This is a genomic window from Mobiluncus curtisii subsp. curtisii ATCC 35241, from assembly GCF_000146285.1.
In the GTDB taxonomy this organism is placed as follows: domain Bacteria; phylum Actinomycetota; class Actinomycetes; order Actinomycetales; family Actinomycetaceae; genus Mobiluncus; species Mobiluncus curtisii.
Genome location: NZ_GL385912.1, coordinates 1,040,492 through 1,055,369, shown reverse-complemented (window position 1 = coordinate 1,055,369; position 14,878 = coordinate 1,040,492). Strand labels below are relative to the sequence as shown.

The 14,878-nt window shown below is 59.2% G+C and carries 13 protein-coding genes; 11 read left to right on the top strand and 2 right to left on the bottom strand.

Translation table 11 applies throughout. The features are described from left to right. Positions 1-180 precede the first annotated feature (180 nt). Together galT and galK are read left to right on the top strand one after the other, a co-directional pair. Positions 181-1,440 (top strand): galactose-1-phosphate uridylyltransferase, encoded by a 1,260-nt coding sequence (gene galT, locus HMPREF0574_RS04605; protein ID WP_004007537.1) that lies wholly within the window; start codon positions 181-183, stop codon positions 1,438-1,440. A 98-nt stretch (positions 1,441-1,538) separates the two neighbouring features. Continuing rightward, the gene (gene galK, locus HMPREF0574_RS04600) at positions 1,539-2,939 is read left to right on the top strand and encodes a galactokinase (protein ID WP_004007536.1); all 1,401 of its coding nucleotides are present in this window, start codon (positions 1,539-1,541) and stop codon (positions 2,937-2,939) included. A 202-nt stretch (positions 2,940-3,141) separates the two neighbouring features. Here galK and HMPREF0574_RS04595 read toward each other — a convergent pair whose 3' ends face one another. Further along, positions 3,142-3,927 carry a hypothetical protein gene (locus HMPREF0574_RS04595; RefSeq protein ID WP_004007535.1) on the bottom strand — a complete coding sequence of 262 codons (786 nt, stop codon included), beginning with the start codon at positions 3,925-3,927 and terminating at the stop codon, positions 3,142-3,144. A 135-nt stretch (positions 3,928-4,062) separates the two neighbouring features. Between HMPREF0574_RS04595 and HMPREF0574_RS04590 the strand changes: the two genes are divergently transcribed. Beyond that, entirely contained in the window at positions 4,063-4,506 is a 444-nt protein-coding gene (locus HMPREF0574_RS04590; protein WP_004007534.1) for a sterol carrier family protein, read from the top strand. A 48-nt stretch (positions 4,507-4,554) separates the two neighbouring features. Here the strand turns inward: HMPREF0574_RS04590 and HMPREF0574_RS04585 are convergent, their stop codons facing one another. Further along, on the bottom strand, positions 4,555-5,460 hold the full coding sequence (locus tag HMPREF0574_RS04585) for a flagellin family protein (protein WP_004007533.1): 906 nt from the start codon (positions 5,458-5,460) through the stop codon (positions 4,555-4,557). Between the two features lie 728 nt (positions 5,461-6,188). Here HMPREF0574_RS04585 and HMPREF0574_RS04580 point away from each other — a divergent pair. From HMPREF0574_RS04580 to purF, 8 genes are all read left to right on the top strand, one after another. After that, positions 6,189-6,749 carry a CDGSH iron-sulfur domain-containing protein gene (locus tag HMPREF0574_RS04580; RefSeq protein WP_305887959.1) on the top strand — a complete coding sequence of 187 codons (561 nt, stop codon included), beginning with the start codon at positions 6,189-6,191 and terminating at the stop codon, positions 6,747-6,749. 735 nt (positions 6,750-7,484) lie between these two features. After that, complete coding sequence (locus tag HMPREF0574_RS09725) at positions 7,485-7,670, top strand: hypothetical protein (RefSeq protein ID WP_036324903.1); 186 nt, start codon at positions 7,485-7,487, stop codon at positions 7,668-7,670. Then, entirely contained in the window at positions 7,667-8,083 is a 417-nt protein-coding gene (locus HMPREF0574_RS04570) for a hypothetical protein (RefSeq protein WP_004007529.1), read from the top strand. Before HMPREF0574_RS09725 ends, HMPREF0574_RS04570 begins: the two co-directional genes overlap by 4 nt. Positions 8,084-8,326: 243 nt before the next feature. After that, positions 8,327-9,538, top strand: a complete 1,212-nt coding sequence (locus tag HMPREF0574_RS04565; protein ID WP_236585809.1) for a flagellin N-terminal helical domain-containing protein — start codon at positions 8,327-8,329, stop codon at positions 9,536-9,538. A gap of 234 nt (positions 9,539-9,772) precedes the next feature. Next, positions 9,773-10,726: a flagellin N-terminal helical domain-containing protein gene (locus HMPREF0574_RS04560; protein WP_013189023.1), complete on the top strand. Its 954-nt coding sequence runs from the start codon at positions 9,773-9,775 to the stop codon at positions 10,724-10,726. 519 nt (positions 10,727-11,245) lie between these two features. After that, a complete protein-coding gene (locus tag HMPREF0574_RS04555) occupies positions 11,246-12,901 on the top strand; it encodes an ABC transporter substrate-binding protein (RefSeq protein WP_004007526.1) in 1,656 nt (551 codons plus the stop codon). Between the two features lie 100 nt (positions 12,902-13,001). After that, positions 13,002-13,223 (top strand): DUF3073 domain-containing protein, encoded by a 222-nt coding sequence (locus HMPREF0574_RS04550; protein WP_004007525.1) that lies wholly within the window; start codon positions 13,002-13,004, stop codon positions 13,221-13,223. Beyond that, a complete protein-coding gene (gene purF, locus HMPREF0574_RS04545; RefSeq protein WP_004007524.1) occupies positions 13,220-14,878 on the top strand; it encodes an amidophosphoribosyltransferase in 1,659 nt (552 codons plus the stop codon). Before HMPREF0574_RS04550 ends, purF begins: the two co-directional genes overlap by 4 nt.

Below are 14,878 nucleotides of genomic sequence, written 5' to 3'. Positions count from 1 at the left end.
GCCCCGCGGTTCTCCGGCTTGCCCCGCCGTTTCGCCCCTCTGTGTGGGGGCATCTCCGCGGCGCGCCCGTCGCATCGACACGGGGTGCTTTCCCGGATTGTCAGAGTTGCGCACAGTTGGCACATACCTCCACTTTGGGCGCAGGTTTTGCTTAGAATTAACCCCGGAAAGGGGTACGTGATGGAACACCTGGTACGTAAAACTGCGATAAAACTGGCTGATGGTCGCGATTTGTTCTATTTTGATGATTCTGAGCCTTATGTTTCGGGGCGGGCGACTCGTCGTTGCGACGATCCGCGCCCGTTGCCTCCTCGGTTTGAATCGGGGGATGCAAGAGGTACGTTGGGTCCGATTATGCGTCGGGACCCGTTGACGGGGGATTGGATTCCGATGGCGGCGCATCGTATGAACCGCACTTTCCTGCCGCCCGCGGATGCTAATCCGCTGGGTCCGGCGCGTCCCGGCGCGACCTATCAGGACGGGGAGATTCCAGACACTGATTATGACGTGGTGGTTTTTGAAAACCGTTTCCCGTCCCTGCTGGAAGTCCCCGGTGTAAGTAACGCCGAGACTCACCCGGATGGTCAGGACCTGTTTTGTGAACGCCCCGCGAACGGGCGTTGCGAAGTCGTGTGTTTCGGCCCGGACTTGCACACGAACCTGGTTTCGATGGGACCGCAGCGGATGCAAACCGTCATTGCAGCCTGGGCGGATCGCACCGCCGCGCTGTCGGCGTTGCCCCAAATAAAACAGGTTTTCGTGTTTGAAAATCACGGCGAGGACATCGGAGTCACCTTGTCGCATCCTCACGGTCAGATTTATGCTTACCCTTACCTGACGCCGAAAACCGCGGCGATGCTGCGCCAGGCACGGGCGTTGGGGCAGAAAATCGGTGACCCGGAGGTGAACCTCATCGCCTCCGTGCGGGACGCGGAACTCCAGGCAGGCACGCGTGTGGTGGCAGAAAATGCGCATTGGGTGCTCTATGTCCCGGTTGCGGCACGGTGGCCTATCGAGTTTCACCTGGTGCCGCGGCGTATCGTGCCGGATTTCGCGGCTTTGGACGCGGCGCAGCGCGAAGCGTTGGCAGATATTTACCTAAAGATGATGATTGTGGCGAACCATTTTCATCGGGAACCGGCGCGTGGCGAGGATGCGCAGCCGGGGGCATATTTGCCCGTCAACTATATTTCGGCGTGGCACCAAGCGCCGGTGTCGCCCGCGGACGGCCGCGACCAGCTGGGTTTGCACTGCGAGTTTTTCTCTTTCTTGCGCGCACCGGGCAAGTTGAAATACCTGGCGGGTTCCGAATCTGGCATGGGTGCCTGGATTTCCGACACGACTCCGGAAAAAATCGCTACTCGCGCCCGCCAGGCGGCGCGCGAGTGTGTGGAACTGGACGCTTTTGCGGGTCTGGACTATCCCACGACTTTCCGCTAGGCGCCACCGCCCCACCGCCTACCCCCTAAATGGGTAAACCAAGTCAACCGCCCTTCTGAACCAAATCCGATAATCTACACCACGAAACGAGGCAAAACATGAGCGATTCCACCCCCGCTAATCCAGCCCAAACCCCTGCCGCCCCTGTCACCCCGGTCAATCCCCCGGCTGGCTCAGACTCGGCGCAGCCACTATTCATGAACCCCTACCCGACCCAACAGGGGGCTGCCCGCGTCACCGAGCTGTTCCAGCGCACGTTTGGGACGGCGCCGGCGGGCGTGTTTCGCGCCCCCGGACGGGTCAATGTCATCGGGGAACACACGGATTACAACGGCGGGGTCGCGCTGCCACTGGCCCTGCCGCACGCGACTTACGCCGCGATGCGTCCGCGCTCGGATCGCCGGTTGCGCCTGATTTCCGCCCAGTTCGCCCCCGGCAGTGCGGCTCTGGAACTGGATTTGGACGAGTTTTCCCGTGGTCTGACCGATGCGATTCCCGAGGACGGTTCGCGATTGGTGCGCGGACCGGCGGCTTACGTGGGGGGCACGATTTTGAGCCTGGAGGACGTGTTGGAGCAGCCGGGGGCGGCGACCGGCTTTGATATTGCGGTGGATTCCTGCGTGCCGCTGGGGTCGGGGCTGTCCTCGTCGGCGGCGCTGGAATGTGCCGTGGCGGTCGGGGTGGATGCGCTGTGCGGGTTTGGCTTGGCGGGGTCGATTCCCGGTCGTCACCAGCTGGTTGACGCGGGTCGACGGGCAGAAAACTTTTATGTCGGAGCGCCTACGGGTGGGCTGGATCAGGCGGCAGCGCTGCTGAGCCACCCGGATAAGGTGTTCCTGTTGGACTGCCGGACGTTTGAGACTATCGATTTCCCGTTTGCGCTGGCACCAGCGGGGATGGAACTGTTAGTCATTGATACGCGGGCGCGTCATGACTTGGCAGATGGTCAATACGCGGCGCGCCGTCAGACCTGCGAGATTGCGGCGGCAGCGATGGGGGTGGAGTTCCTGGGCGAGCTGGCAGGGGTGCTGCAGCCCTCTGACTTTGACCGTCCGCTGCAAAACCCAGATATTGCAGCGATTTTGTCCCGGCTTTCCGAGCGGCTGGGCGAGGGTGAATCGGCGGCAGAAGTGTTCCGTCGGGCGCGTCACGTGCTCACGGAAATCGTGCGGACCCGCAACTTTGCTTACGAGCTGATGCGTCCCACGGTGGATTGGCACAAGTTGGGTCAGCTGATGAACGAATCTCACGAGTCGCTGCGTGTCGATTATGAGGTTAGCTGCCCGGAGTTGGATTTGGCAGTTCAGGCGGCGCGGGATGCCGGGGCGTTGGGGGCGCGCATGACGGGCGGTGGGTTCGGCGGCTGTGCTATCGCGCTGGTTCGCCTGGATGACGTGGATCGGGTCGCGCGAGACGTGACTGCCGCGTTCCTCCAAGCTGGTTGGGAACGCCCCGCGTTCTTGGTCGGGGAACCTTCCGCTGCTGCCGGTCAGGTTTAGTTTGCTGCCGGTCCTCACCAGGTCGGTTCGTCACGAGGTCAGTTCGTCACCAGCTTGGTGTGCCCCCAGCCCGGTTCATCGCGGGCGCGGAATGGCACCAGCCGGGGGTCAGTGGCGGAATGTGCCGTGCGAGGCGCCAAAACGCCAAATAGCATGGGACCGACCTCATCAGAGACCGGTCCCGGATGTCTGCAGTGTTTTGTTAGCTCAGCAGCAGGTTTTGTGCGGCAGTCGTGCTGACCCGATGCGCTGCAATCGCAGCTGAGGGGGCAGCGGCAATAGTGGACTGGGTATCCTGTGCGGCAGCGCCAGCCTGGTCGGGGGTCAGAGCCGGACCGCCCAGTTCGTCGAGATTGCCGGTCAGGGAGTTGAACAGCCCACCCAGCGCGAAAGTCTGTGCCGCGATTTGAATCTTGGCGTGAGACAGCAGCAAATCGGCGTGGTCCACGGATTTTATCGAGGTGGCTTTGTCATCCAAATTAATGGCGGCGATGCCACGTCCCCCGGTAGCTAACAGGGACGCCAAATCCGGCAAATCCGCAGAACCGATTGCCACGGTGACGCCTGCGCCGTGTGCGCCGGGAGCGATGGAAAAGTCGGTGCCGTCCAGGACAGCTTGGTCTTGATAGCGCGCCGCGTGCAGGGTTTGATCCAGGCGGGAGAGTCCGTCAGCCAGAGCCAAACGGGCGGAAGGGTCGGATTTGCCCGCTTCGACGACGCTGTGTATCCATTCCAGGTGTTTCGCGGCGGCATCTAGGTGTTCGTTGGCGACACGTAAGACTTCCACTCCGCGTTGGGCAGCGGCGAGGGTCTGGTGAGTCTGACCGACTTTCGCTGCCAGGGGGTTTGCCCGCAAATCTAAGGAATCCGCGTGGCTGGGCGCTGCTGCGCGTTGCAGAGCATCGGTGCTCCGAGCGGGGGCAATCGCAGCTGCCGGTTGCATTGCCTGCAGGCTGACGTTGGTGTTGGTGGTCAGTTGCACTACCATGATGGCCTTCCTTAGCGTCTCATCGTTCCGGTAATCCTGGGACTAAAGTGTATGGATGGTGACTCTCCCGGTCACCAAGCTGTTTAATCAATGATAGCATCCTGAAAGCAACCTGGGGATAGGGAGTTTATTGCCGTGGCAAAAAAGATTTCTTCCGCAGCCGGTCGCGCTGCCGTTTCTGCTTGTGTTTCCGCTGTATGCGCAGCTCATGGCGGTGGGGTGGGGGATTCTCCGGCGCCCGTCTCGCTCACTGAATTGACAGGACATTTGCTGGATTTTACCAGGGAAATCCCGCGTGACACGGTGGCGACCGCGGTGCGTTTCACCTTGCAGCGGTTGGAAGCCGCAGCGCCGGGTCAGGCAGTGGAGGTGCGGGTGCCGCCTTTTGGAGCGGTCCAGATTTTGCCGGGGACGACGCATCGGCGCGGAACGCCGCCGGCGGTGATTGAGATGTCTCCGGAAGTGTGGTTGGCGTTGGCAGTCGGGGGTCTGACCTGGTCGACAGCCGTTTCACGAGGACTCGTGGCAGCTTCGGGGAATCGTGCGGATTTGGGGGCGTTGTTACCGCTGCAAATCTGAATCGCTGCGGGAGACGGGAGACTCGGCGGGTGCCGAGGGGTGCGTCCGTTAGGACAGCAACCGCAGGGCGGAAGAAATCGCCGTGTTTGCTTGGGCGGTAAAGGCGGCAGAGCCGGATTGTGACAGCTGCGACATCGTGTTTGCGACCAGACCTTGAGCTAGGGCAGGGGTGCCTCCGATAGCGGCGCTCAACAGTTTGGAGCTGGCAGACATCGCGTTTACCGTCGAGGCGGTCGCTTCGCTCAAACCGGTGCGGACCTGGGCGACGGCACCTTGGGCAATGTTGAGGCTCTGCACGACTGCCGGGGTGGCGTTGCGGTGCGATGTTGCCAACAGGTCTGCGAAGCCTTGGAGTCCCAAGCCTTCGGTGTTAAAGCTTTTGCCGTTGGGCAGGGTGGCATCGACGGTGACGCGGGCGGAATCGCCGACGGTGAAAGTGGCGCGGAATCGACCGTCCAGGGTCTTGTGCCCCGCGAAAGATTCGTGGTCGACCAGGCTATCCAGTCGCTTTGTCAGCAGCCCGAAGGCTTCGGTCAGTTCGGCGCGCCGGGTGCGGGTCAGGGATTGATTGGACAGCTCAGAGACGATGGCTTTCATGCCGGTCAGGACTTGGTCGGTCTTTCCCAGGGAATCGTTGACCACGTTGGCAGTGGTGACGGCAGCTTGGGCAGTTTGGGATTTGTAGTTTTCAATCGAGACTTCCGCGCGAGTGCTGGAAGTGGGAGAGACGCGAACTTCGTCGCCGAAACCGTCCACCGTGGCATGACGGCTCCCTGCCGGGGTGGTTGCGGGCGCGACCGGGGCGGTCCGGGACGCTCCGCGCAGGGCGTTCAAACCGGCGCTCAGTCCGGAGGGTCCGTGGTTCGCGGTGGCGAGCTCTTTGGAGGTCGTGGCATTGTTCCACGGCGCGCCTAAGGCATTCGCCTGGTAATTGCCCAAACCATTCAACTGCATCTATGTCTCCATTATCGATTTATTCAGCTGTGTCAGCCTCGTCGACTTACACCTGACATATTCGGCAGTCTGTGCTGCCACTTTAGAAATAATACGGGGCATTTCTGCAGGAAATTCCTATTTCAGGTAATTGTCAGGACAATTCATTTCGGCGTGTCGCCTTGACCTCGACCGATGCGGTTTTATATGACTAAAGATTACCGCCTGGTAAGGGACGCAATTGCGGCAAATTCCGGGGGAGCTCGGGTTTAATTCAGTCTTTTTTCGGGCGGGGGCACGCTGTTTGGCCCCGGTTCCGTTTCGTTCGCGGTTCGCCTTGTTGCCGCCCGCGGGGGGTGCGCGAAAACGCGTGGGGTCGGACCTCGTGACCCCCGGCCTTGTGCCGGCAAAAATCGTCCCCCGAGAGCCATGCCGGCAAACAGCTCGTGCCCCGGCCTTGTGACCCCCGAAAACGGCCGAACCGTTCCCGTCGTGGGGCACCCCGGGAAAATCCCGTATCTCGCGCGCGAGGCGGTTATTGCGAGTACAGTTCTGTACAGATTCTATAAACTTTATTGACCTTTTCATGGTCAAGTTTTAGCGAGGAGTTTGCGATGTCTCAGTCAGCAAAGGGAATGGGAATCAAAGTCAGCGCGGGCGGGCCCTACCTGGTGACCGGCGGGGTACCGCTGCGAGAAGCGCGGATTCATCCCGATGGGTCGGGCTACACCTAGGATCCGGGTCGCGCCCTGCCCCAGAGCGAAACTTACGCCCTGTGCCGCTGCGGATTGTCGCATGACAAGCCGTTTTGTGACGGTTCGCATCATCAGGTGGACTTTGCGGGTACGGAAACGGCCAATCACCAGCCTTATACCGAACGTATCGACATTGCGGAAGGCCCCCAGTTGCGGATGGGCGACGATGGGCGCTGCGCTTACGCCCGGTTTTGTCACGGACCCGCCGGGGATGCGTGGACGCAGGTCGCCACGGCGCAAACTCCGGCCGAGGTGGCGGCGGCCACCAAGGTCATTGACGAATGCCCGGCGGGCCGTTTGACGCGCCTGGATCCACAGGGTGCCGTGCAGGAACCGGATTTGGAGCCGTTGGTGGTCGTCGCCCAAGACCCTCAAAATGAGTGTTCTGCCGGAATCTATGTTCAGGGCGGGATTCCGCTGACGGACGCGAACGGTGAAACCTACCCGGTGCAAAATCGCTATGTGCTCTGCCGGTGTGCGGACACCAAGAACACCCCGTTTTGTGATGCTAGCCACGTGAATTTCGGCTTCGATGACGGGCATATCAATGGCTGACGCGAGCGGGTGAATCGTGGGTTGGCGGGTCTGAAACGTACTGCTTGTTGTCGGGCCTGCTGATAGGTCGACCGCGGCGAACAGACAGAGCCCGACATCACGGCTGGTGAACGTCCCTGGTTCGCCGGCTGGAGCAAGCTTTGGATTACACTCGCCCTGCGTCGTTCTCCCCTTGGTTGCGTTCTCGGGTTGGTGCTGGTTTTTAGGTTCCCGCACACAACAGAAACACATGATTAACTCAACTGATGTTTCTGTGCTTCCTTGGGGAGTATTTCTCTTTGCAATCTATCTCATGTCCGATGCACCCAGATTTCACTGTGTTCACTGCGATTGTTCTGGGTTCGAGCGCATGCCCCAGCAAACTTTTCCATCCCCCCACACGGCAAGAGGTATGGATGATATCTTTGTATCTATTCTTTCGGAGCAAATGCTCAAGTCCATTGTTTCCGTTTTACTAACGCGCTTGTTGGACGGCGCTGCGAACCCGTCTGTAGTGCGGGGTGTCCCTTGTTTGCCGGCATGGGTAGCGCGCGACTTTGCTAGCGATATGGCACCGGTTTTTCGACGAATTTGCGCACTTAGTCGCGGCACTTGCAGATTTCTTACGTTGGGGCTGCTTGGTCTCGGCGGGGGTGATTTGTCCTTTTCCCTTGTGTATATTGGCCTCAGGTGGCAATCAGATGCTATGAGTAAATAACCCTTGAATTAATCGTTCAAGTACCCTAGTATTAATCCATGAAACGCCGCGACTTGCTGAAACGCCTTGCCGATATCGCAAGCCGCAAAGGCGAATCGCTGGAACTCGAAGAAGGCGGCAACCACACCAAAGTCCGCATAGGGCAATGGTCCGAGCCAATCCCGCGCCACCGCGAAATCCAGGAACACCTTGCTAAGGGCATTATCAGGAGGGCAAGCCGATGACCGCAAAAACCCCAAAAACCTCGAAAACCCAGAAGATGACCAACGTCACCGCCCATGCTATCCGTGAAAACGGCTGGTGGGTGGCCGACTTCACTTGCGATGGCAAGGAATACGGCACACAGGCGAAGCGCCTGGATCAGCTGGTGGACATGGTCAAGGACGCTTCAGCCCTGATGACCGGCCGCCCGGAAGACACTTTCGATGTCCACATCGTTGTCGACATGGCTGAATACATTAGCGAAGTTGAAAAATATAAAGAGGCTGCCGCGCAAGCCCGCGATGCCGAGGCGAAAGTTGCCGCCGCTTCGCGTTCCGCGGTCGCAAAACTGAAAAAGGCCAACCTCGGCGTGCGCGACATAGCCACTTTGATGGGGGTCAGCCCTCAGCGCGTGTCCCAACTTGCCCATGCCTAAGGCGTGTTCTCCTGTTCAATAGGCCTTTTGGGTGCATTCCCCGGGCGGACGGCATTTGTCCTGTCATTTGCACAATTGAAATGGGACTGTTCACATTTCGCCCGCCGCGCTTTACACTAAATTTATGGTGCAATTTCGGGCAAGCCGAAATCTGTCCCGCGCGAGGGCAAGGAATGTTCCTCGGTGATGGGTTGACACCCTGTGCCTGACTCCTCTGAACTGACCCCAAGGATGGTGGGAGCGATGACCACGTTAACTGTGGATGGATACTCCGTCGCTATGTCAGCAGGCATGTCCGCGGCGGGTTTTTCTGCACCCGGCTCCGATGACTGTACCGAGCCTTTCTCGGATGATGACACCGAGATGCCCTCGTTTGGCACCACGCGCTGTGCTGAGACGTCCCGGTCGCTGCGCAAGACTTCTGGGTCGGGGGATGCTGCCGAGGATGCGGGGGACCCTGCCGCCGATGCTGTTCCCGATTCCGGGGCGGCGCGTTCTGACGTGCCGGGGACCCGTCTCGCTGCTGTAAAATCCGGGGCTTTTTCACGCTACGCGGTGTTGACCCCGTTGGGGGGTGCGCCGCGGTCCCGTGAGGCACGTGGAGGCGCTCCGCGCAGCATCACCACCAACATTATGGCTTTGAATGCTTACCGGCATAACGCCAGCGCGGTGCAGCTCTTGCACCAGTCCCTGCAGCGCCTGTCCTCGGGTAAACGCATTAACTCGGCTGCCGATGATTCTTCCGGTCTGGCGTTGGTGCAGGGGTTGAGGACGCAAGTGTTGGGTAACCGCCAGGCGATTAAGAACGCTCAAGACGGAATTTCCCTGACTCAGACGGCAGACGGCGTGTTGGATGCTGTCCACGATATGCTCCAGCGGATGCGTCAGCTGGCAGTGAAAGGCGCCAACGATACGTATTCACTGCGTGCCAGGGTCCAGATTGGTGCCGAGATGGACGCTATCCGCGTGGAAATCGGGCGGATTGGTCAGGCCACCGAAGCGATGGGACGTCGGATTCTGGGCGGGAAATATGTGGAGCCAGCCGATGCGTTGCGTTTCCAGGTGGGGGCGAATGCCTCCGATGTGGAGGTCATCGCGATTACCTTTGTGGATGTGACTGATATTGCCAAAAATCAGATTGGTCACATTCCCCAGGACGCTGACCATGCCGCATTCCAGCGTTCCCTCGAAAACATTGATGATCAGATTCAAGTCATCTCCGGGGCGCGTGCCGCGCTCGGCGCAGTGCAAAATCGCTTTGCCCACACGATTAATCACTTGAATGTCACGGTAGAGAACCTCTGCGCTGCCCAAAGCCGGATGCAGGATGTAGACATGGCAGCGGAGTCAATGAACTACATGCGGGGGCTGATTTTGAACCAGTCTTCCCGCGCGGTGTTATCTCAGGCACTGTCGGCTCCCCGCGGGGTCCTGCGGCTGCTGAGCGTGGCGTAGCCCGAAATCCGGGTGTTTCCGACCCGGTTTGCCCCTTCCCGGTCGATGCAGGTGCCGGTGGGTGAGGAATTTTCCTGGCGTGGGCTGGAAAATGCCGTAAAATTAAATCTCGGAAACATTTTTCCTAAAGTTTCTTGTCTGCTATCCGATTGAATGGTTTGTCGGACAGGAAGTCTGACGCAAGGCTACCAGGACGGTAAATTGCCGACTGGTCTAATCAGGAGGATTTTAAAAATGGCTTTGTCTATTAATCAGAACATCATGGCTATGAACAGCTACCGTAACTTGTCCTTGACCCAGTCCAATCTGGGCAAATCCCTGGAAAAGTTGTCGTCTGGTTTCCGGATTAACCGGGCTGCCGATGACTCGTCCGGTTTGGCGATTTCTGAGGGCTTGCGCTCCCAGGTCCGTGGTAACAAGCAGGCTGTTAAGAACGCTCAGGATGGTATCTCCGTGGTCCAGACCGCTGAGGGTGCCCTGAATGAGGTTCATGACATGCTGCAGCGTATGCGTGAGCTGGCTGTGAAAGGTGCTAACGATACTAACGATTCTAAGGCTCGTGCTTTCATCGAGCAGGAAATGGGTCAGCTTAAGATGGAGCTGGTTCGTGTGGGAGCTTCCACGAACTTTGATGGTCGCAAGCTGCTGTGGAATGGTGCCAAGGTTGATAAGGACACAGTGGTAACTGGTTCAGACTTTGCGATTGCAGAAACAGCAGGTAAAGATCAAGCCGAATGGTGGGGTAAGTCTAAAGGTGTATTGGCCTTCCAGGTCGGTGCTAACGGTGATGCTCAGGTTGACGACATTTCTGTTCAGTTGGAGGACTTGGTTACCACTACCTTGAAGTCTCTCGATACCAAGTACTCGGTTAAGGGCACAGAGGCTGATATCGCCATCAAAGACCACAAGGGTTATATGGCAGAGATTGGCAAGATTGATACTGCCATTCACGCCGTGTCCAAGCTGCGTTCTGACTTCGGCTCGGTCCAGAACCGTTTCGAGCACACCATCAACAACCTGAATGTGGCTGTAGAGAACCTGTCTGCTTCTGAGGCTCGTATCCGTGACACGGATATGGCTTCTGAGATGATGCAGTTCACTCGTGGTCAGATTCTGCAGCAAGCTGGTACTTCCATGCTGGCGCAAGCCAACCAGGTTCCCCAGACCGTGCTGTCCCTGCTCCGCTAAGCGGACTGACAGACCGGCTGGCTGTAACCCGGCTCTAGCTTATCGGGACCCCCGCTCTCGCGGGGGTCCCCCCATTTAATCCCCCGCTAACCCACGCCTATCCCTACGGGTTGCCATGCCTTGCCCCGCCATCCTCCAGTCCCGCAGCCTGCCCCTTCGTACCGCCGCGCGACCTTTCTGGAATGGGGCTCGTTAATCCTATTAATTCGGCTCGATGTGCCATATATGGAACACCGAGCGTTTAAATAGGTTTCATTCCCGGTTATCCCCGGAATTTCGGGGCAGTTGCGCGAGTGACCGATTTCAACCCGGAATCTGGGTTATTGGCGCCCTCCGGTTGCATAAAACCGCAGGTAGACGCGATTTACTCCGGGGGGATTTGGCTCTGGGCGCAGTGAAATCGGTCGTTCGTGCCACACCTGCCCGGTTCGCGGTCTATCGCACCCCTGCAAACCCTCGCCGACCGGGCAAATCGGTAAGATAAAAACGTCCGTAACGAAAACCGCTCAGGGAGGCCCGGTGCAAATCAAGCAAACACTGACCGCGAGTGGCGCACTGGCGGCACTGGTGGTCATTGCCGCCACCGGACTGGCAGCGTGTTCCAGCCCCGCGACCTCGACCAACACCCTGTTGAAACCAGGGACACCCACCGACACCTTAATCAACGTGGCAGCCATCGAACCGGAGCGATCCCTGATTCCCGCAGATTCCTCGTATTCCTCCGGAGCTACCTTTACCCCCCTGCTGTTTTCCGGACTGTCCTACCTGAACCCGGACGGAACCATTGCAAACGAACTGGCTACCGCGGTGGTGCCCAACCCGGACTGTACCGAATACGACATTCAAATCCGCTCCGGCGAAGTATTCTCCGACGGCACCAAGCTGAAATCTGACAACTTCATCCAGGCCTGGAACGATGCCGCCAAAGCCTCCAACCGGCGTCTGAAAGCGGGGCTGTTTGCGCCCATCGAAGGCTTTTCTGACACCGCAAACCAAAACTTGACCGGCCTGCAGCGCCTGAGCGACACCCACTTTAAGGTCTATCTGACCCAGCCGACCTGCGATTTTCCGATGCGGTTGACCGACCCGGCATTTGTGCCACTGCCCGATTCCGCATTTGACTCGGCGGGTAACGTAACCTCGGGCTTTGGTGAAAATCCTTATGGCTACGGACCATACATGCTGGCGCGGGAGGGCGCTTGGGAACACGGCATTCAGCTAACCCTGGTGCCCAACACCCGCTATCACGGACCCCGCCAAGCCCAGAATGCCGGACTGACTTTCAAGTTCTACCATGAGCCGGATCAAGCCTACGAAGACCTGACCCGTGGCGCTTTAGACATTGATGAAACCCTGCCAGACCGGGCGAAAGACAGCTTCACCGAACAGCTCGGGAAACGTACCCTCGCCGTGTCCTCGGCGCACGTGAAGTTCCTGGCAATCCCCTCTAACGGGCACTTCACACTGGGCACCGAGGAAGGCAGGCTGCGTCGCGCTGCCATATCCCAAGCCATCAACCGCGACGACATCGTGAAACGGTTCTTTAACGGCACCAGGGAAGTTGCCACCGATTTCGTGACCCCCACAATTGCGGGTCACACCACGAAGCTGCCGGGCAACGAAGTGCTGACCTATCAGCCAGACACTGCCCGGAGCTTGTGGGAGCGCGCCAACCAAATTTCACCCTGGACCGACGGGGACACCTTTACTATCGCTCGTCCCGATAACGGATTGAATACCTGGATTGATGCCGCTTTGAGCTCTATCGGCGAGACGTTGGGGATTCGCACCGCGGGCGAGTCCTACCTCGATCAGCGAGCCATCGATTTGGCAGTGACCCGCCACGATATAGATGCAGCTTTCCTGGTGGATTGGCAGTCGCCCTATCCGGGGATGCATTCCTACCTGCAGCCGTGCTTCGCCACCGACGGGTATGCCAACAATATCGGGTATTCCGCCCCGGATTTCGACGCAGTTTTGAATCAGGCACGCGGGGTGAGCGATGACGCGGCAGCGAACCGTGAATACCAGCGTGCCGAGGAAATACTGCTGCGTGACTTGCCGGTATTGCCGCTGTGGCACGCGAAATCCCTGATTGGGTGGTCCGCAAAGATTGCGGATGTAGTGCCGAATTGGCGGGGGAGCGTGCAGTATTGGAAAGTCAGCGCGAACTAAGCTGAGGCGCTCTCGAAACGAGCTAAACAAGTGGCATAATCTTAGGTCAGGGGATAAACTAAAAGCTGACCAATCGTGACTTCAAGGAGGGACTCGGGCAATGGGCCGTGGCCGCCAGAAAGCTAAGCAGCAAAAGGTCGCACGCCGACTGAAATATGAGACTCCAGAGATGGATCTCGAGGCGTTGCAGCGGGAACTATCAGGTAAGTCCGGTGAGGATACGTGGGACGATGACCCCTACGCCAAATATGCTGAGCCTGATTACGATAAGTGGGCTGACTACGCTGAAGATGACCCGGATGACGGCGGGGACGCCGCGTGAAGCCGGGGTCGCCCATCTTCGGTAATGCGGCAATGACCTCCCCCGCCGATTCCCCTCGACACGACTCTGACGATAAACCGCACGATGAGTGCGGTGTTTTTGGTGTCTGGGCGCCGGGCGAAGAAGTCGCGCGTCTGACCTACTTCGGCATCTATGCCCTGCAGCATCGCGGTCAAGAATCCGCCGGTATCGCCGCTTCAGACGGATCCAAAATCTTGGTTTACAAGGACATGGGATTAGTCTCTCAGGTGTTCAAAGACCGGGACTTGGCTTCCCTGCAAGGTCACCTCGCCTTAGGGCACGTTCGCTATTCGACTGCCGGGATGTCCTCTTGGCACAATGCCCAGCCCACGCTGGGACCCACCGCTTTCGGGACCCTCGCGATGGCACACAACGGGAACCTGGTGAACACGCGCAGCCTGCTGGAAGAACTGCTGCCCACAGATGGGAAACCTGCCGACGGAACCCCCGCAACAGAGACCCCAACCGCCCGCCCCGACCTGGTGAACCCTGCCGGCAGCCCTGCTGCCTGCCGTAAACCCGAGGACGCAGCTGCCCAAACCGTCGCCGACGTGAAAGAGCAAAAAGCACACGGTCTGCAGGATTCCTCGTCAGACACCATGCTGTTGATGAAGATTATTGACGCCGTGTCTGCCCGCGCCGTGTCGATAGGCGGCGAACCGCCGTTGCTGAGCGTCATGCGGGAAATCCTGCCGAAGCTGGACGGCGCGTATTCCCTGGCGTTTATGGACGAAACCACGCTGTACGCGGCGCGCGATCCGCAGGGGATACGACCCCTGGTGCTGGGACGGCTCGCTAACGGTTGGGTAGTCGCCTCCGAAACTGCCGCGCTGGACATCGTTGGCGCGACTTTCGTGCGCGAAATCGCGCCCGGCGAGCTGATTGCTATCAATGAAAACGGGGTGCATTCTGAGAACTTTGCCCCGGCGCGACCCGCGGGGTGCGTGTTTGAATACGTGTATCTGGCGCGTCCAGACACCACGATTGCGCAGCGTTCCATCGCTGCCGCGCGCCGGTCGATGGGAGCTGCCCTGGCTCGGGAACATCCGGTTGAGGCGGACCTGGTCATGGCGACACCGGATTCCGGAACGCCGGCTGCCATCGGCTACGCCGAGGAATCTGGCATTCCCTTTGGGCAAGGTCTGGTGAAAAACGCCTACGTGGGGCGAACTTTCATCCAGCCAACCCAAGCCATGCGCCAGATGGGCATCCGTCTGAAACTCAACCCCCTGCGCTCCGTCATTGAAGGCAAGCGCCTAATCGTGGTGGACGATTCCATCGTCCGGGGCAACACACAGCGGGCCGTCATCCAGATGTTGCGCGCTGCGGGAGCCGCTGAGGTACACGTGCGCATTTCCAGCCCGCCGGTCATGTGGCCCTGCTATTACGGGATTGATTTCGCCACTCGCGCCGAGCTCATCGCCACCGGTATGGATATTTCCGAAATTTGCCGTTCCATCGGGGCAGATACCCTGGGCTACCTGTCTTATGAGTCCATGGTTGCCGCCACGGATCAGCCCGACAATGAGCTGTGTACAGCGTGCTTCTCCGGGCGATACCCCACACATTTGGCGGACCTGGAAACCGCGGGGGCGCTCCCGCGGGGATTGAGCTACTGTGGGGGAAAGGACTGA

Coding starts and splice junctions, on each gene's coding strand:
- galT (WP_004007537.1), top strand. CDS start 181: ATGGAACACCTGGTACGTAAAACTGCGATAAAACTGGCTGATGGTCGC.
- galK (WP_004007536.1), top strand. CDS start 1,539: ATGAGCGATTCCACCCCCGCTAATCCAGCCCAAACCCCTGCCGCCCCT.
- HMPREF0574_RS04595 (WP_004007535.1), bottom strand. CDS start 3,927: ATGGTAGTGCAACTGACCACCAACACCAACGTCAGCCTGCAGGCAATG.
- HMPREF0574_RS04585 (WP_004007533.1), bottom strand. CDS start 5,460: ATGCAGTTGAATGGTTTGGGCAATTACCAGGCGAATGCCTTAGGCGCG.
- HMPREF0574_RS09725 (WP_036324903.1), top strand. CDS start 7,485: ATGAAACGCCGCGACTTGCTGAAACGCCTTGCCGATATCGCAAGCCGC.
- HMPREF0574_RS04570 (WP_004007529.1), top strand. CDS start 7,667: ATGACCGCAAAAACCCCAAAAACCTCGAAAACCCAGAAGATGACCAAC.
- HMPREF0574_RS04565 (WP_236585809.1), top strand. CDS start 8,327: ATGACCACGTTAACTGTGGATGGATACTCCGTCGCTATGTCAGCAGGC.
- HMPREF0574_RS04560 (WP_013189023.1), top strand. CDS start 9,773: ATGGCTTTGTCTATTAATCAGAACATCATGGCTATGAACAGCTACCGT.
- HMPREF0574_RS04550 (WP_004007525.1), top strand. CDS start 13,002: ATGGGCCGTGGCCGCCAGAAAGCTAAGCAGCAAAAGGTCGCACGCCGA.